Below are 16,987 nucleotides of genomic sequence, written 5' to 3'. Positions count from 1 at the left end.
CGGAACGCAACGGCCAGAATGCAACCGGCCCACCCCGCCCGACCAGGGGGCGGGCCCGACTCTACGGCGGGCGGCGCAGGCCGGGCCGGGTTGTCCACAGCCCGGCCCGGCCGGCGGTGCGGTTGTCCACAGGCCGGAAGCAACCGTCGCCGGATGTGTAAAGATCCAGGCGGGAGGGCGATGTGACGACAACTGACGTGATCAACCCGTCGACGGGTGCGGTGTTCACCGCCGTGCCGTCGCTGGGCGAGGCGGAGACCGACGCGGCGATCGACCGCGCTCAGCGTGCCTTTCCGGCCTGGCGGGCGGTCGCGCCCGGCGACCGGGCCCGGCTGCTGCGCCGCTTCGCCGCGGTGGTCGACCAGCACCTCGACGAGCTGGCCGAGCTCGAGGTGCGCAACGCCGGCCACACCATCGGCAACGCCCGCTGGGAGGCGGGCAACGTGCGCGACGTGCTCGACTACTACGCCGGGGCGCCCGAGCGGCTCAGCGGCCGCCAGATCCCGGTCCCCGGCGGCCTCGACGTGACGTTCCACGAGCCGCTCGGCGTGGTCGGCATCATCGTGCCGTGGAACTTCCCGATGCCGATCGCCGGCTGGGGGTTCGCCCCGGCGCTGGCGGCCGGCAACACGGTCGTGCTCAAGCCGGCCGAGCTCACCCCGCTCACCGCGATCCGGCTGGGCGAGCTGGCTCTCGAGGCCGGGCTGCCCGAGCACGTGTTCCAGGTCGTCCCGGGCAAGGGCTCGGTCGTCGGTCAACGGTTCGTCACCCATCCGGCCGTGCGCAAGATCTGCTTCACCGGCTCGACCGGGGTCGGCAAGTCGATCATGGCGGGCGCGGCCGACCAGGTGAAACGGGTGACCCTGGAGCTGGGCGGCAAGAGCGCGAACATCGTCTTCGCCGACGCCGACCTCGAGAAGGCCGCGGCGGCCGCGCCCTCGTCCGTGTTCGACAACGCCGGGCAGGACTGCTGCGCCCGGTCACGGCTGCTGGTGCAGGAGTCGGTCTACGACAAGTTCCTGTCGCTGCTGGAGCCGGCGGTCAAGGCCTTCCGCGTCGAGGAGCCGTCGAGCGCGACCGCCGAGATGGGCCCGCTGATCTCCGCCGGTCATCGGGCGGCCGTGGCGTCGTACGTCGAGGGCTCCGACGTCGCCTTCGCGGGCCGGGCCCCGTCCGGTGACGGCTGGTGGTTCCCGCCGACCGTGCTGCTGGCCCACTCCGCCGCCGACCGGCACTGGCGCGAGGAGGTCTTCGGGCCGGTGCTCTCGGTGCTGCCGTTCAAGGACGAGGCCGACGCGGTCCGGCTGGCCAACGACACCGAGTACGGGCTCTCGGGCTCGCTCTGGACCCGGGATCTGGGCCGGGCGCTGCGGGTTTCCCGGGCGGTCGAGACCGGCGCGCTCAGCGTCAACAGTCACTCGTCGGTGCGCTACTGGACCCCGTTCGGCGGCATGAAGCAGTCCGGTCTGGGCCGCGAGCTGGGGCCGGACGCGCTGCTCAGCTTCACCGACGTCAAGAACGTGTTTCTGGCCATGGGAGATTAAGTGGAGCGTTTGCAGGATCGGGTCGCCGTCATCACCGGCGCCGGCAGTGGCATCGGGCTGGCGACCGCGCGGCGGTTCGCCGCCGAGGGCGCCAAGGTCATCGCCGTGGACATCTCGGAGGACGCCGGCGCGGCCGTGGCCAAGGAGACCGGCGGGGAGTTCGTCGCCTGCGACGTCAGCGACGAGGAGCAGGTGCGGGCGCTCTTCGACGGCGTCGCCGAGCGGCACGGCCGGGTCGACATCGCCTTCAACAACGCCGGCATCTCGCCGCCCGACGACGACTCGATCCTGGTCACCGGCCTCGACGCCTGGGAGCGGGTGCTCAAGGTCAACACCACGTCGGTCTTCTTCTGCTGCAAGTACGCGATCCCGCACATGCAGCGGCAGGGCAAGGGCTCGATCATCAACACCGCCTCGTTCGTGGCCCTGCTGGGCGCCGCGACGTCGCAGATCGCCTACACCGCCAGCAAGGGCGGGGTCCTGGCGATGACCCGTGAGCTGGGCGTGCAGTTCGCCCGCGAGGGCATCCGGATCAACGCGCTGTGCCCGGGCCCGGTCGCCACCCCGCTGCTGATGGAGTTGTTCGCCAAGGATCCCGAGCGGGCCGCCCGCCGGCTGGTGCACGTGCCGATGGGCCGGTTCGCCGAGCCGGCCGAGATCGCCGCGGCGGTGGCCTTCCTGGCCAGCGACGACGCCTCGTTCATGACCGCCTCGCAGTTCGTGGTCGACGGTGGAATCACCGGCGCCTATGTAACTCCGCTGTGAACGTTTAGGACTCCGTTTACACGGGCACCGTCCCCATACACCCGATTTCGTCGTCGGGTGAAGGGGTCGAATCCCCGCCCGCGCAGGTCGATCCCCGTGGGGGTGGGACAGAGGGGCCTTGGACGCGGCGCCGTCGTCAGCAAGATGACGGCGCCGCGCACCCCCTGAGCACCTGCAGCTCGAGCGCCCTCCACCTGAAGGATGACCGAAGGATCCGTCCGGGTGTTGATCCGAAACGTGATCTAGTTACGGTGAAGTGATGCGTCCGATCATCGGAATCACGACCTATGTGGAAGCGGCCACCTGGGGCGTCTGGCGCGATCTTCCCACCACGCTGATCCCGCACGACTACACGGCAGCGGTCACCCAGGCGGGTGGCCGGCCGGTGCTGATCCCGCCGCATGACGACACGGACGTGCTCGAGATGCTCGACGGTCTGGTGCTGGCCGGCGGTCCCGATGTGAGCCCGGAGCTCTACGGCGCCGAGCCCGGGCCGCTGACCGTCACTCGCCCCGATCGTGACCGGGCGGAAATGCTCCTGGCCCGCCGTGCGTTGGACATGGACGTACCCGTCCTCGGGGTCTGCCGTGGCATGCAGTTGCTCGTGGTCGCCGCCGACGGCTCCCTGCACCAGCACCTGCCCGACGTCCTCGGTCACGAGAAGCACCGCCCGGCGCCCGGCGTCTACGGCGAGCACGACGCGTCGTTCGTGCCCGGCAGCCGCATCGCCGGCCTGATGGGCGACGACCTGGCCATCCGGTGCTTCCACCACCAGGGAGTCGCCGATGCCGGAAAGCTCACCGTCACCGGACGCGCCGAGGACGGCCTCGCCGAAGCAGTCGAGGACCCCGGACATCGATTCGTTCTGGGCGTGCAGTGGCATCCCGAGGTCGTCCGCGACGAGCGGCTGTTCGGCGCCCTGGTGACCGCGGCGAAAGCAAGCCCGACGGCACGTCAGTAACGAGCAAGGAGGAAAGCACCGCATGCGCAGGCCCCTGATCGGCATGACGTCCTACGCCCAGCAGGTGAAGTACAACAGCAACGACCTCGTGGCGGGCATGCTCCCCATGACGTACGTGCGGGCTGTGCACGCCGTCGGCGGACGCGCCGTGCTGATCACCCCGGACGATCCCGGCGCCGACGTTCTCGAATCGCTCGACGGCATCGTCTTCTGTGGCGGCAACGACATCGACCCCGCCTACTGGGGGGCCGAGCGCCACCCCGAGACCGAGATCGACAAAGAGCGCGACGAGTCCGAGATCCTGCTGATGCGGGCCGCGCTCGAGGCCGACCTGCCGTTGCTCGGCGTGTGCCGCGGCATGCAGGTGATGGCCGTCGTCGGTGGCGGCTCGCTGCACCAGCACCTGCCCGACCTGGTCGGTCACGACCGGCACCGCGCCGCGGCGGGCACCGACCCGCTGGCCGCGGACGCCTCCGCGTACGGGCGGCACGACCTGATCATCGAGCCCGGCTCGATCGCCCACGGCCTGCTCGGGTCGCACGCGACGGTGAACTCGTTCCACCACCAGGCAGTCGACGACCCGGGTTCGTTCATCGCCACCGGCTGGTGCCCCGACGACCAGGTCATCGAGATCATCGAGGACCCCTCCCACACGTACGCCCTGGGCGTGCAGTGGCACCCCGAGCGCACCAACGATCTCCGGGTCTTCGCCGCGCTCGTCGAAGCGGCCGCGAAACGCTCCGGATTGCAGCCGCAGGCCTTCGCAGCCTGATCTCTCGTCACGCCGACCACCCGTTACAGCGCTGCGCGATCGCGGTGTTACGGTGCTCAACCGAAGCCGAAGTTGAGTATGTGGAGGGTCATGAGCGAGAGCTCTGACGGCGTCCCCGGCTCGCTCCGCGTGGCCTTCGAGCGGGGCGGCGAGATGGGCCGCCGCATGCTCGATCTCGACTGGTCGGCGAACCCGGTCGGGCCGCCCGCCGGATGGCCGCCGGAACTGCGGAGCGCCGTCGCCACGATGCTCGCCTCCCGCGCTCAGATCGTGGTCTTCTGGGGTCCGCAGTACTGCGCCTTCTACAACGACGCCTACATCGCGGCGATGGGCGATAAGCATCCCGCCTATCTGGGCCGGCCGGGCAGCGAGATGTGGGCCGAGGCGTGGTCGCTGCTCAAGGCCCTCTTCGACGACGTGCGCGCCGGTGGCGAGGCGTTCTGGGCCACCGATCACCCGTTCGTGCTCAACCGGCACGGCTTTCTCGAAGAGACCTACTTCGACATCTCGTACGACCCCATCCGCACCGCCGGCGGCGAGGTCGAGGGCATCTTCTGCATCGTCGCCGACACCACCGGCCGGGTGCTGGGGGAGCGGCGGGTGCGCACGCTGAGCGCGCTCGGCTCGCGCCTGGCCGACTGCCCGGATCAGGCGGCGCTGGCGGCCGAGGTCTCCGCGGTCTTCGCCGAGAACGCGGCCGACGTCCCGTACGCGCGCCTGATCCTGGACGGCGACCTCCCGGACGGCGGGGGTGACGGGATCGCCGGGCCCGAGGTGACGCACCCGATCGTGCGCGAGGTGATCCGGAGCGGGCAGGCGGCGACGGCGACCCTGCGGGAGATCACCGACGCGCCCCTCTCGGCGGCCGACCGCGCGCTCGTGCTGCCGGTCACCGTGGGCACGCAACGGGCCGGCGCGCTGGTCGTCGGGGTGAGCCGCTTCCTGGCTCTGGGCGGCGGTTACCGCGACTTCCTCGAGCTCGCGACGGCGCAGATCTCCCGGGCGGTGGCCACCCTCCGGGCGTACGAGCAGGAGCGGGCCCGGGCGTTGGATCTCGCGGCCCTCGACCAGGCCAAGACCAACTTCTTCTCGAACGTGAGCCACGAGTTCCGCACGCCGCTGACCCTGATCCTCGGGCCGCTCGAGGACCTGCTCGACGACCCGGAACTGCCGGCCGGGCAGCGCGAGCGGCTGCTGCCCATGCGGCGCAACGGCCTGCGGCTGCTCAAGCTGGTCAACACGGTCCTCGACTTCTCCCGGCTGGAGTCGGGCCGGCTGCGGGCCGCGTACCGGCCCACCGACCTGGCCGACTACACGGCCCGGCTGGCCAGCACGTTCCGGTCGGCCGCCGAGCGGGCCGGGCTCGAGCTGGTGGTCGACGCCCCGCCGCTGCCCGCGCCGGTCCACGTCGACCGCGAGATGTGGGAGAAGATCGTCCTCAACCTGCTCTCCAACGCGGTGAAGTTCACGCCGCACGGTCGGGTCGAGGTCCGCGTCCGGGCCGTCGACCGCGGCGCCGAGCTCACCGTGCGCGACACCGGCGTCGGCATCCCGGCCGACCAGCTGCCGCTGCTGTTCGACCGGTTCCACCGGGTCACCGGCGCCTGGTCCCGCAGCCACGAGGGGACCGGCATCGGGCTGGCCCTGGTCCGCGAGCTGGCCGAGCTGCACGGCGGGTCGGCCGGCGCCGGGAGCGAGCCGGGCCGGGGCAGCGTGTTCACCGTGACCGTGCCCTTCGGCACCGCGCACCTGCCGCCCGACCGGATCGCCGAGGGCGGCGACCGGCCGGTCCCCGAGCTCGACCCCCGGCCGTACGTCGAGGAGGCCGAGCAGTGGCGGGGCGGCGACGAGCCGGTCCCGGAGCCCGCCACGACCGGCCGGCCCCGCGGCCGCATCCTGCTCGTGGACGACAACGCCGACCTGCGCGATCATCTCACCCGGCTGCTGCGCCCGATCTGGGACGTCACCACCGCGGTCGACGGCCGGGCCGCGCTCGAGCTGGCCCGGCGCGACGAGTTCGACCTGGTGCTGACCGACGTGATGATGCCGCGGCTGGACGGGTTCGGGCTGATCGCCGCGCTGCGCGCCGACGAGCGCACCCGGGAGGTGCCGATCGTGGTGCTCTCGGCGCGGGCCGGTGAGGAGGCGTCCAGCGAGGGTCTGGCCGCCGGCGCCGACGACTACCTGGTCAAGCCGTTCTCGGCCCGGGACCTGACCGCCCGGGTGCGGGCCAACCTCGACCTCGGCCAGGCCCGTCGCGAGATCATCAGCCGGCTGCGCGGCCTGGTCGACACCGCCGCCGCGGTGAGCACGGTGCGCACCACGGCCGAGGTGCTCGACGTCGCGGCCCAGCACGTCCGGGTGATGACCACCGCCGGCCGGGTGGTCATCACCGTGCCCGGCGCCCGGGCCGAGGTGGGCGGCCGGGCCGAGCACGAGGCCAGGCCCGACGTGGTGCTGCCGTTGCCCGACACGTCCGGCGCGACGGTCGGCGAGCTGCGCGTGTGGGCGTCCCCGCAGGGCACCCCCGAACCGGCCGTGCTCACCCAGCTGGCCCGCCTCATCGGGTTGCGGCTGGAGAACGCGCGGCTCTACGAGGCCGAGCACCGGATCGCCAGCACGCTGCAGCACAGCCTGCTGCCGCAGACGCTGCCCCGGGTGCCCGGGACCGTCGTGGCCAGCCGTTACCTGCCGGGCAGCAGCGAGGCCGAGGTCGGCGGCGACTGGTACGACGTGATCGCGGCCCCCGACGACCAGCTGTTCCTGGTCATCGGCGACGTGGTCGGCAAGGGCGTGCAGGCGGCGGCCGGCATGGGGCAGCTCCGTAACGCCTTACGGGCGTACATCCTCGAGGGCTTCGACTGCGGAGCCGCGCTGACCCGGCTCAACCGGCTCGTGGACAACCTCGGCCGCCGGCAGTTCGCGACCGTGGTCTGCGTCCGTTTCGACCCGCGGCAGCGGCGGCTGCACTTCTCGTCCGCGGGTCACCCCCCGCCCGTGCTCGTACCGCCGGGCGAGGTCGGCTCGTTTCTCTACACGTCGGCGCTGGGACCGCCGATCGGCGCTCTCACCGACGTCGACTACCCGACGCTGGCCGCCGACCTGCCCGGCAACGCGCGCTTGCTGCTCTACACCGACGGCCTGGTGGAGGACCGTCAGGTCGGCATCGACGCCGGGCTGGCCGAACTGATCAGCGATGCCGCGAAGCCGGCCGAACACGTGGAGGATCTGCTGGACGCGCTGCTCGCCAAGGCGGCCCGACGACCGCGACGCGACGACATCGCCCTGCTCGCGATGGAGGCGACCGAACCGCGGCAGTTCGTGCTGCGGCTGCCGGCCGAGCCGACCCGGCTCAGTGCGCTGCGCCGCCGGCTCGAGGACTTCCTCACCGGCAACGACGTGCCCGAGCCGGACATCTTCGACCTCACGGTGGCCGTGTCGGAGGCGGCAGCCAACGCGATCGAACACCCGCTGGAGCCGGCCGAGGCGAGCATCACCGTGGAGGCGGCGGTGACCGACGACTCCGTGCTCGTCACCGTCCGGGACACGGGCAAGTGGCGTCCCAGCGAGTCGGGCGGTTTCCGCGGCCGCGGCCTGGCGCTGATCGGGGCGCTGACCGAGCTGTCGGTGGTGCGCTCGGAGAGCGGTACGTCGGTGACGTTGCGCCGGCGGCTCAGTCCCTGAGCCAGGGCTGGGTGGACAGCCCGGAGATCTCCAGCACCCGCCGCACCTGCGGCGAGGGCAGGACGATCAGCCGGTCGCCGTACTGCTCGGCCAGCCGCAGCAGCGCGTGAATGGCCGCCGAGTCGAAGAAGGTGACCGCTCGCAGATCGAGCGTCGCCGCCGGTACGCCGTCCTTGATGCCCGCCTGATACATGACATCGGCGGTGGACATGTCCACCTCGCCGGCCACCTTCACGACGACCCGGCCTTCCTCCACGGCCGCCGTGGCCGTGAAGTTCTGGTCCGCTCGCTCTTGATCCACGCTGACACGATTACACAGGGGCCCTGGGGCGGCAACAACCGGTCGATACGGCTCACCAGAGCCGTTATCGTGCTGGGCCGGATCCGGCCCGGTGCGTCGGCCGCCACAGGTCGCCGGCCGATGCCCGGCGATAGGCTCTGAGGTATGACCGACTGCACCCCGCGGCGCCTGGCCGCACCGATCTACGGCCTCGCAGGTGAGAGCCAGGAGGGCACGTCCGAGGAGGCCCGTCCATGACCGTCCGCGCCGCCCTCGAGCCGGGGAAGCAGTCGCCCTGGCGGTCCGTCCCGGCGTCGATCGTCCGGCCGGAGTACGTCGGCAAGAAACGCCCGAAAGAGTGGCGCGGGTCGCACGTTCAGACTTCCGAGACCATCGAGAAGATGCGGGTCGCGGGGCGGCTGGCCGCCCAGGCCACCCAGCTCGCCGGGGAGCACTGCAAGCCCGGCGTCACCACCGACGAGATCGACGCGGTGGTGCACGAGTTCCTGTGCGATCACGGCGCCTATCCGTCGACGCTGGGCTACAAGGGCTTCCCCAAGTCGTGCTGCACCTCGCTCAACGAGGTCATCTGCCACGGCATCCCCGACTCGACCGTGCTCGAGGACGGCGACATCATCAACATCGACGTCACGGCGTACCTGAACGGGGTGCACGGCGACACCGACGCGACCTTCTGCGTGGGCGAGGCCGGCGAGGAGGCGCGCCTGCTCGTCGAGCGCACCCACGAGGCGATGATGCGGGGCATCAAGGCCGTGGCGCCGGGACGGCCGATCAACGTGATCGGGCGGGTCATCCAGTCGTACGCCCGCCGGTTCGGCTACGGCGTGGTGCGCGACTTCACCGGGCACGGCATCGGCGAGACGTTCCACTCCGGGCTCTACATCCCGCATTACGACAACCCGCGCCTCGACACGGTGATGGAACCAGGCATGACCTTCACCATCGAGCCCATGATCACGCTGGGCACGTACGAGTACGACGTGTGGCCGGACGGCTGGACCGTGGTCACCAAGGACCGCAAGTGGACGGCCCAGTTCGAGCACACGCTGGTGGTCACCGACGACGGCTACGAGATCCTGACCCTGCCGTGACCGCCACCGGTCCGGCCGTGGCCGAGCACCACCACGCCGACGTCTCGGGCGGGTGGCTGCGGGCGGCCACCTTCGGCGCGATGGACGGCCTGGTCACCAACATCGCGCTGATCGCCGGCGTGGGCGGCGGCGGGGTCGACCGGAGCACGCTGGTGCTGACCGGCGTGGCCGGGCTGGTCGCCGGGGCGATCTCGATGGGCATCGGCGAGTACACGAGCGTGCGCACCCAGAACGAGCAGATCGCCGCCGAGCTGGCCAAGGAGCTGCGCGAGCTGACCCGCAATCCCGAGGGTGAGGCCGACGAGCTGGTCGGCATGTGGGTGGCCCGCGGGCTGCCCGAGCCGCTCGCCCGCGAGGTCGCCGACGTCCTCAAGAAGCACCCCGATCAGGCGCTGCGGGTGCACGCCCAGGAGGAGCTGGGCGTGGTGCCCGAGGAGTTGCCCAGCCCGTGGACGGCGGCCGGCTCGTCGTTCGTGTGCTTCGCCGTGGGCGCGCTGATCCCGTTGCTCCCCTATCTGCTCGGCCTCGACAGCCTGGGGCTCGCGCTCGGCGTGGGTGGGCTCGGCCTCTTCGTGGTGGGCGCCCTGGTCGGGCGGTTCACCGCGCGGCCGTGGTGGCTCGGCGGCCTGCGCCAGCTGGTCCTCGGCGCGCTGGCCGCCGCCGCGACGTACGGGATCGGCGTGCTCATCGGCGTCAACGTGAGCTGAGCCCGGCCGGATCAGCCCGGTCCGAGGGGGTCGGCGCGCTGCGGCGGGCGGCCGCCGGGTCACTCGAACAGCAGGGCCACGTTGCCGTCGACCGGCTTGCCCCGGGCGGTCAGCTCCTCGGCCTGCTGCTTGAGCACGGCGCCGAGCTCCTGCACGTCGGCGCCGGCCACGCCGGTGCGCCGCACGGCGTCGGCCGGATTGCGGAAGTACGTCCGGGTGAGCAGGCCGGTGACCAGAGCCGCGTGCAGCCGCGAGTCGGCGATCATCACGAGCGCCGCGTCGGTCTCGTACCACTCGGCCAGGCGCACCGCCCGGCCGTGCGCGGCCGAGGCGATCTCCCAGTCGTGGCGGGCCAGGCCGCTGAACTCGAGCGGCCGGGTCTCGGCCAGGCGGCCCAGGTGGGCGTCGCGCTGCCGGGCGAACCAGCCGCGCGGGTCGTGCAGCGGCCGGGTGGTGACGTACTGCTCGGCCTGCAGGGGCCAGCGCGGGGTCAGCTCGCGGGCCTGGCGCAGGCCCTCCTCGGCCGTCACCACGCGCAGGTCGACCAGGATGCCGTCCACCTTGCGCAGCGCGGGACGCGGACCGGCGCCCGGCCGATAGGTGATGACGGTCAGGTTGACGTCGCTGCCGTCGTGGTCGTCGCCGTGGGCGAGCGAGCCGTGCACGCCGATCGCCTGCACCTCGGCCGGCCAGCGGCGCTCGATCACGTCGCGCAGGCGGACGGCCAGGCGTCCCCGCGGCGAGGTGAAGTCGATCTCGTCCTGCACCCCGTCATTGTCGAGCATCTTTCCGTACGCGAAAGGTGTACACCGCGTAGCCGGAAAAGGGACATTACTCCCGCTCGGGCCGGCCCGGGAACGGGAGCGTCACCGGGGTCACCTCGGCCAGGCGCCGCCAGCGGGTGGCCCGGACGGCCGCCTCGGTCATCGCGGCCAGGGCCGTCCCCCGGTCGTTGCCGCCGGTCACCGGCAGCACCGGCCGCCACGCCTGGGCGACCCCGTCCTCGACCTGGATCGCCAGCTTGAGCGCGCTCGCCCGGTCGGTCACCGGGAACGGCAGCTCGTAACCGGCCGGCGACGGCGCCGAACTGGCCTCGAGCTGGGCCAGGCGGGCGACGAGATAGTCGCGGCGACCGCGGTGGGCCCGTTCGGCCGTCCGCGCCTCGGTCTCGTCGCCCCGGCTGTTGAGCCGGACCCCGATCACTCCGTACGCATAGATGGCGGCCTCCTCGGCAGCGAGGGCGGCGCCGAGCTGTGGGTTCATCGCAGCGCCTCCGCGTGGGTGGCCCGGCAGGCGGCGATGGAGCCGACCAGTGCCGCCCGCCCGGCCGGCGCCGACCGGCACGCGGCGACCGCCGATTTCTGGGCCGCCTGCTCGGCCGCGCGCAGGGCGGCGATCGTCCGGGCCGCGTCGTCGGCCGGTGCGCTCGCCGCGCCGCTGGGGGCCGCCGACGGCGGGGCCGCGCCGATCAGCCGGGCCAGCTCGGTGGCGTGGGCCCGGTGGTCGTCGGCCAGGGGCGTGAGCCGCGCGGCCAGGCCGGGCTGGCTGACGATCGCCCGGTCGTACGCCGCGGCCAGCGTCGTCGCCTCGTCGAGCAGCGGCTGGAGCGGGTCGGCCACCGGGGGCGGTTCCGGATCGTCGTCGAAGAGCCCGCAGCCGGTCAGCCCGGCGGCGCCGAGGCCCGCGGCGCCGAGGCCCAGCACCCGCCTCCGGCTGTGTCCCGTCACACTCATCCGCACCGCGCCAGTCAACACCATGGGGCACCACGTGTGAGCTGGGGATGGCGCCGAATCGGTGCGGCGGCGAGAGGCCGTCGGGCGCTGCGCGTTACGCTCTGTCTGAGCCGCGGGGCCCTGAGGGCCCGGCGGCATACAGTCGTTTGTCCGGTTGTTGCAGCTAGGCAAGTTTTTTGCAGGGGAGAGGTCGAGCACCGATGACGCAGCGTGGTCGCGGTGGCGCCCGTCCCGGACAGGGTCCGGGAGCGCGCCGTCGTCGCGAGGACGAGGAGTCGCGCGTCCCCGCCGCCCCGCGCATCGACCTGACCGCGGCTCGGGCCCGGGTCCGCGCGGTGATCGAGCCGGTGGTCATCGCGGCCGGTTACGACCTCGAGGACGTGAGCATCGCCCGGGCCGGCCGCCGTCACGTCGTCCGCGTGCTGGTCGACACGGACGGCGGCATCAGCCTGGACGACGTGGCCGTCGTCTCGCGGGAGATGTCGGCCGCGCTCGACGCGGCCGAGGAGGGCGGGGCCGAGGTGCTCGCCGGTGAGTATCAGCTCGAGGTGGGCTCGCCCGGCGTCGACCGGCCGCTCACCCTGCCGCGCCACTGGCGCCGCAACCGCGGCCGGCTGGTCGCGGTCAACGGGCTGACCGGCCGCATCGTCGACGTCGACGACACGGGGGTCGTGCTCGACGTCGACGGCACACCGCGCGAGCTGCGGTTCGACGAGCTGGGCGCCGGCAAGGTGCAGATCGAGTTCAAACGGCTGGACGAGGCCGATTTCGGCGACGACGAAGACGAAGACGACGACGAAGGGGAGGGCGAGGAATGAACATCGACCTCGCGGCGCTGCGCGCCCTGGAGCGCGAGCGGGAGATCCCGTTCGAGACCATTCTGGCGGCCATCGAGACGGCGCTGCTGACCGCGTACCGGCACACCGAGGGGGCGGAAAGTCACGCCCGGGTCGAGATCGACCGCAAGACCGGCGTCGCCACGGTGCTGGCGCAGGAGCTCGACGCCGACGGCACGGTGGTGCGCGAGTGGGACGACACCCCGCACGACTTCGGCCGCATCGCCGCGATGACGGCCAAGCAGGTGATCCTCCAGCGGCTCCGGGAGGCCACCGACGAGCAGCACTTCGGCGAGTACGCCGGCCGCGACGGCGACCTGGTCACCGGCATCGTGCAGGCCGACGCGGCACGGGCCGAGAAGGGCATCGTGCTGGTCGACCTGGGCAAGATCGAGGCCGTGCTCCCGCAGTCCGAGCAGGTGCCCGGCGAGGCGCCCTACGAGCACGGCTCCCGGCTGCGCGCGATCGTGGTCCACGTGGCCAAGGGTTTCCGCGGTCCCCAGGTCACCCTGTCGAGGTCGCACCCGGCCCTGGTCAAGAAGATGTTCGCGCTCGAGGTGCCCGAGATCGCCGACGGCACGGTCGAGATCGCCGCGATCGCCCGTGAGGCCGGTCACCGCACCAAGATCGCGGTGCACTCGCGGGTGCCCGGCGTCAACGCCAAGGGCGCCTGCATCGGCCCGATGGGTCAACGTGTCCGGGCGGTCATGAGCGAGCTGCGCGGGGAAAAGATCGACATCATCGACTGGTCCGAGGATCCGGCCCAGTTCGTCGGCAACGCGCTCTCCCCGGCCAAGGCGCTGCGGGTCGAGGTGGTCGACGCGGCCACCCGGACGGCCCGGGTCACCGTGCCCGACTTCCAGCTCTCGCTGGCCATCGGCCGGGAGGGGCAGAACGCCCGGCTCGCCGCCCGGCTCACCGGCTGGCGCATCGACATCCGGCCGGACAACGAGCCGACCGGCCCTTCCGCGCGGAGTGACCGTGATGCGGCTGAGGCCGGAAGCTGACCGAATACGCGTTCCCGGCGTACGAGGGGTAGACTTGCCTACGGTCGGCCCGACGGGCGCCGTTTTCATGCGGACGTGTGTTGGTTGTCGCAAGCGCGCGCCGGCCGCCGAGTTGATTCGGTTCGTCGCGGCCGGTTCCGGGGTTGACCTCCGGCTCCAGCCCGATCCGGGCCGCCGACTGCCGGGCCGGGGAGCGCATCTGCATCCCGATCCGGCTTGCTTCGCGCTGGCGGAGCGGCGCCGCGCCTTCGGGCGGGCGCTGCGACTCACCGGTGTTGCTGACACCGGATTGCTGGCCGAGCACATCCGTGAGGTCCTGCCTCACGGAACGACCGATGATGTGGCCATGGTGGCCCCATCACGACCCAGCAAGGTAGGACGACCAAGATGAGCACACGATGAAGTCCCTGAAATGAACAGGCTTCTAGTGCACGAGTGAGGTCGTTGCGGGTGCGCTCGCACGACCTCGAAGTGAGGAGTGCAGTGCCAGGAAAGGCCCGCGTACACGAGCTCGCGAAGGAGCTCGGGGTCGACAGCAAGACCGTTCTCGCCAAGCTCAAGGAGATGGGCGAGTTCGTCAAGTCCGCATCCAGCACGGTCGAGGCCCCGGTGGCCCGGCGTCTGCGAGGCGCTCTCGAGGCAGGTTCCGCTCCGGCGGCCCCCGCCGCGTCGGCTCCCAGCGCGCCCGCGCCCACCTCCGCCGTCCGACCGGCTCCGCCGAGCGTGCGGCCTCAGCCGCCACGCCGGCCCACCGCCCCGGCCGAGGGTGCGCCCAGCGCCCCCACGTCCTCGGCGCCGTCGCCCGGTTCCTTCGCGCGTCCCAAGCCGCCGGCCGGCCGTCCGGGCCCCACGCCCGGTCCGGTCGCCAAGCCGGCGAGCGCCCACGACATCGAGGTCGCGGCGGCCGAGGCTCGTGCCTCGGCCCTCAAGGCCGAGCAGGAGGCCGCGGTCAAGGCCGCACAGGCCGCCCGCACCCGCGACGCCGAGCGTCGCGCCCAGCAGCCGGCGGCCGACGCCGGTTCGCGTCCCCGTCCGCCGGGTCCCGGTTCGGTTCCGCCGCGTCCGGGTTCGCCCGCCGCCGGTCGTCCCGCGGCTCCCGGTGCTCCGGGTGGCACCCGTCCCGGTCCCGGCGGTGGCGCTCCGCGTCCGCCGCAGCGTGGTCCCGGTAACAACCCGTTCGGTGTGTCCGGCGGTGGGTCTCGGCCCACGCCCTCCGCGATGCCCCGGCCCAACCAGCCCGGCATGCCGCCGCGGCCGAGCCCGGCGTCGATGCCGCCGCGGCCCAGCCCCGCGTCCATGCCCGCGCAGCGCCCGGCCGGTCCCGGCCGTGGTGGTCCCGGCGGTGGCGCCGGTCGTCCCGGTGGTCCCGGCGGCGGCCGTGGCGGTCCCGGTGGCGGCGGTGGCGGCTTCCGTCCCGGCGGTGCCGGTGGCGGCGCAGGCGGTGGCGGTGGCTACCGTGGCGGCGCCGGTGGTGGCGCCGGTGGCGGTGGCGGCTTCCGTCCCGGTGGCGGCGGTGGCGGTGGCTACCGTGGCGGCCCCGGTGGTGGCGGCGGTGCTCCGGCCGGTGCCGGTGCTCCCGGTCGTCCCGGTGGCGGCGGTCGCGGTCGTGGCGGCGGTGCCGCGGGTGCCTTCGGGCGTCCCGGTGGCCGGCCGACCCGCGGTCGCAAGTCGAAGAAGCAGCGTCGTCAGGAGTTCGACAACCTGTCGGCTCCGCAGATGAGCTCGGGCGCTCCGCGTGGTCAGGGCCAGGAGATCCGGCTCTCCCGTGGCGCGTCGCTCTCCGACTTCGCCGACAAGATCAACGCGAACCCCGGCTCGCTGGTCCAGGAGATGTTCAACCTGGGCGAGATGGTGACGGCGACGCAGTCGTGCTCCGACGACACGTTGCTGCTGCTCGGCGAGCACCTGGGCTTCGACGTGCAGATCGTCAGCCCCGAGGACGAGGACCGCGCTCTGCTGGCGCAGTTCAACATCGACCTCGACGCCGCGGTCGACGAGTCCCGTCTGGTGACTCGTCCGCCGGTCGTGACCGTCATGGGTCACGTCGACCACGGTAAGACGAAGCTGCTCGACGCGATCCGCAAGACCAACGTGGTCGCCGGCGAGGCGGGTGGCATCACCCAGGGCATCGGCGCCTACCAGGTGCACTACGAGCACAACGGCGAGGACCGGGCGATCACCTTCCTCGACACCCCGGGCCACGAGGCGTTCACCGCCATGCGTGCCCGTGGTGCCCAGGTGACCGACATCGTCATCCTGGTCGTGGCGGCCGACGACGGCGTGATGCCGCAGACGGTCGAGGCGTTGAACCACGCCAAGGCGGCCGAGGTGCCGATCGTGGTCGCGGTCAACAAGGTCGACAAGCCCGACGCCAACCCCGACAAGGTGCGTCAGCAGCTGACCGACTACGGCCTGCTCGCTGAGGAGTACGGCGGCGACACGATGTTCGTCAACGTCGCGGCCAAGCCCGGCATCGGCATCGACGAGCTGCTCGAGGCGGTCCTCCTGACCGCCGACGCGTCGCTGGAGCTGACCGCTCCGATCGACGGGCCGGCCCAGGGTGCTGTCGTCGAGTCGCACCTCGACAAGGGTCGTGGTGCCGTCTCCACCGTGCTGGTCCAGAAGGGCACGCTGCGGGCCGGCGACTCGATCGTGGCGGGCGGCGCGCACGGTCGTGTCCGCGCCATGCTCGACGAGAACGGCAACGCGGTGTCCGAGGCCTTCCCGGCTCGTCCGGTGCTGGTCCTGGGTCTCACCTCGGTGCCCGGCGCGGGCGACACGTTCCTCGCCGGCGAGGACGACCGCACGGTCCGGCAGATCGCCGAGCAGCGGCAGGCCCGCCGCCGCGCGGCCAGCTTCGCCAACTCGCGCACCAAGGCGACTCTCGAGACGCTCATGGAGCAGCTCAAGGAGGGCGAGAAGACCTCGCTCACCCTGGTCATCAAGGGCGACTCGTCCGGTTCGGTCGAGGCCCTCGAGGACGCGCTGTTCAAGCTCGAGATTCCGGACGAGATCCAGCTCAAGGTCATCCACCGCGGCGTCGGTGCGATCACCGAGAGCGACGTGAACCTGGCGAGCGCTTCCTCCGAGGCGACCGCCACGATCATCGGCTTCAACGTCCGGGCCTCGAACAAGGTCAAGGAGATGGCCGACCGGGCCAACGTGGAGATCCGCTACTACAGCGTGATCTACCAGGCCATCGAGGAGATCGAGGCCGCGCTCAAGGGTCTGCTCAAGCCGGAGTACGAGGAGGTCGAGCTGGGCACCGCGGAGATCCGCGAGGTCTTCCGCTCGTCCAAGATCGGTCTCATCGCCGGCTGTCTGGTCCGCACGGGTCTGCTCCGCCGCAACGCCAAGGCCCGCATCCTGCGGGAAGGCAGCGTCGTGGCCGACAACGTCACGATCAGCTCGCTGCGCCGCTTCAAGGACGACGCCACCGAGGTCCGCGAGGGCTTCGAGTGTGGTGTGACCATGAGCGGTTTCGGCAGCCCGCAGGTCGGTGACGTGATCGAGACCTTCGAGATGCGCGAGAAGCCGCGCGCGTAAGGTTCGACCGCCAGTCAAGGCCCCCGGCGCTTCGGCGCCG

At 72.3% G+C, this 16,987-nt stretch carries 15 protein-coding genes; 11 read left to right on the top strand and 4 right to left on the bottom strand.

Features of this window, described 5'->3' with window-relative positions:
• The first annotated feature begins 182 nt into the window (after nucleotides 1-182).
• The 5 genes from HJC40_RS15005 to HJC40_RS14985 all read left to right on the top strand — a co-directional run bounded on the left by HJC40_RS15005 (nucleotide 183) and on the right by HJC40_RS14985 (nucleotide 7,726).
• Nucleotides 183-1,544, top strand: a complete 1,362-nt coding sequence (locus HJC40_RS15005) for an aldehyde dehydrogenase family protein (RefSeq protein ID WP_250001699.1) — start codon at nucleotides 183-185, stop codon at nucleotides 1,542-1,544.
• A complete protein-coding gene (locus HJC40_RS15000; protein WP_250001698.1) occupies nucleotides 1,545-2,309 on the top strand; it encodes a 3-oxoacyl-ACP reductase in 765 nt (254 codons plus the stop codon). It abuts the gene before it with no gap.
• Between the two features lie 259 nt (nucleotides 2,310-2,568).
• Nucleotides 2,569-3,270, top strand: a complete 702-nt coding sequence (locus tag HJC40_RS14995; RefSeq protein WP_250001697.1) for a gamma-glutamyl-gamma-aminobutyrate hydrolase family protein — start codon at nucleotides 2,569-2,571, stop codon at nucleotides 3,268-3,270.
• Nucleotides 3,271-3,292: 22 nt separating this feature from the next.
• Nucleotides 3,293-4,042, top strand: a complete 750-nt coding sequence (locus HJC40_RS14990) for a gamma-glutamyl-gamma-aminobutyrate hydrolase family protein (RefSeq protein WP_250001696.1) — start codon at nucleotides 3,293-3,295, stop codon at nucleotides 4,040-4,042.
• 90 nt (nucleotides 4,043-4,132) lie between these two features.
• Nucleotides 4,133-7,726 carry a SpoIIE family protein phosphatase gene (locus HJC40_RS14985; protein ID WP_250001695.1) on the top strand — a complete coding sequence of 1,198 codons (3,594 nt, stop codon included), beginning with the start codon at nucleotides 4,133-4,135 and terminating at the stop codon, nucleotides 7,724-7,726.
• On the opposite strand, the gene HJC40_RS14980 is transcribed toward HJC40_RS14985, so the two are convergent.
• A complete protein-coding gene (locus tag HJC40_RS14980) occupies nucleotides 7,716-8,027 on the bottom strand; it encodes an STAS domain-containing protein (protein ID WP_250001694.1) in 312 nt (103 codons plus the stop codon). The two genes, HJC40_RS14985 and HJC40_RS14980, sit on opposite strands and share 11 nt — an antisense overlap.
• Nucleotides 8,028-8,260: 233 nt before the next feature.
• Here HJC40_RS14980 and map point away from each other — a divergent pair, with 233 nt between their 5' ends.
• Both map and HJC40_RS14970 read left to right on the top strand, forming a co-directional pair.
• Nucleotides 8,261-9,118: a type I methionyl aminopeptidase gene (gene map, locus HJC40_RS14975; RefSeq protein WP_250001693.1), complete on the top strand. Its 858-nt coding sequence runs from the start codon at nucleotides 8,261-8,263 to the stop codon at nucleotides 9,116-9,118.
• Nucleotides 9,115-9,825: a VIT1/CCC1 transporter family protein gene (locus HJC40_RS14970; protein ID WP_250001692.1), complete on the top strand. Its 711-nt coding sequence runs from the start codon at nucleotides 9,115-9,117 to the stop codon at nucleotides 9,823-9,825. Before map ends, HJC40_RS14970 begins: the two co-directional genes overlap by 4 nt.
• A 59-nt stretch (nucleotides 9,826-9,884) precedes the next feature.
• On the opposite strand, the gene HJC40_RS14965 is transcribed toward HJC40_RS14970, so the two are convergent.
• The 3 genes from HJC40_RS14965 to HJC40_RS14955 are packed head-to-tail and all read right to left on the bottom strand — an operon-like array spanning nucleotide 9,885 to nucleotide 11,558.
• Nucleotides 9,885-10,610 carry a nucleotidyltransferase domain-containing protein gene (locus HJC40_RS14965; RefSeq protein WP_250001691.1) on the bottom strand — a complete coding sequence of 242 codons (726 nt, stop codon included), beginning with the start codon at nucleotides 10,608-10,610 and terminating at the stop codon, nucleotides 9,885-9,887.
• Nucleotides 10,611-10,656: 46 nt separating this feature from the next.
• On the bottom strand, nucleotides 10,657-11,088 hold the full coding sequence (locus tag HJC40_RS14960; RefSeq protein ID WP_250001690.1) for a ferritin-like domain-containing protein: 432 nt from the start codon (nucleotides 11,086-11,088) through the stop codon (nucleotides 10,657-10,659).
• Nucleotides 11,085-11,558 carry a hypothetical protein gene (locus HJC40_RS14955; protein WP_250001689.1) on the bottom strand — a complete coding sequence of 158 codons (474 nt, stop codon included), beginning with the start codon at nucleotides 11,556-11,558 and terminating at the stop codon, nucleotides 11,085-11,087. Before HJC40_RS14955 ends, HJC40_RS14960 begins: the two co-directional genes overlap by 4 nt.
• 200 nt (nucleotides 11,559-11,758) lie before the next feature.
• Here HJC40_RS14955 and rimP point away from each other — a divergent pair, with 200 nt between their 5' ends.
• The 4 genes from rimP (at nucleotide 11,759) to infB (ending at nucleotide 16,947) form a co-directional block, all read left to right on the top strand.
• Nucleotides 11,759-12,376: a ribosome maturation factor RimP gene (rimP, locus tag HJC40_RS14950; RefSeq protein WP_250001688.1), complete on the top strand. Its 618-nt coding sequence runs from the start codon at nucleotides 11,759-11,761 to the stop codon at nucleotides 12,374-12,376.
• A complete protein-coding gene (nusA, locus tag HJC40_RS14945; RefSeq protein WP_250001687.1) occupies nucleotides 12,373-13,401 on the top strand; it encodes a transcription termination factor NusA in 1,029 nt (342 codons plus the stop codon). Before rimP ends, nusA begins: the two co-directional genes overlap by 4 nt.
• A 67-nt stretch (nucleotides 13,402-13,468) precedes the next feature.
• Nucleotides 13,469-13,792: a YlxR family protein gene (locus tag HJC40_RS14940; RefSeq protein ID WP_250002060.1), complete on the top strand. Its 324-nt coding sequence runs from the start codon at nucleotides 13,469-13,471 to the stop codon at nucleotides 13,790-13,792.
• Nucleotides 13,793-13,884: 92 nt separating this feature from the next.
• Nucleotides 13,885-16,947 carry a translation initiation factor IF-2 gene (gene infB, locus HJC40_RS14935; RefSeq protein WP_250001686.1) on the top strand — a complete coding sequence of 1,021 codons (3,063 nt, stop codon included), beginning with the start codon at nucleotides 13,885-13,887 and terminating at the stop codon, nucleotides 16,945-16,947.
• The last annotated feature ends 40 nt before the right edge of the window (nucleotides 16,948-16,987 follow it).

Source organism: Actinoplanes sp. M2I2, from assembly GCF_023544445.1.
Taxonomy (GTDB): domain Bacteria; phylum Actinomycetota; class Actinomycetes; order Mycobacteriales; family Micromonosporaceae; genus Actinoplanes.
The sequence above is the reverse complement of the archived record's forward strand: the minus strand, read 5'-3'. Positions and strand labels throughout refer to the sequence as shown.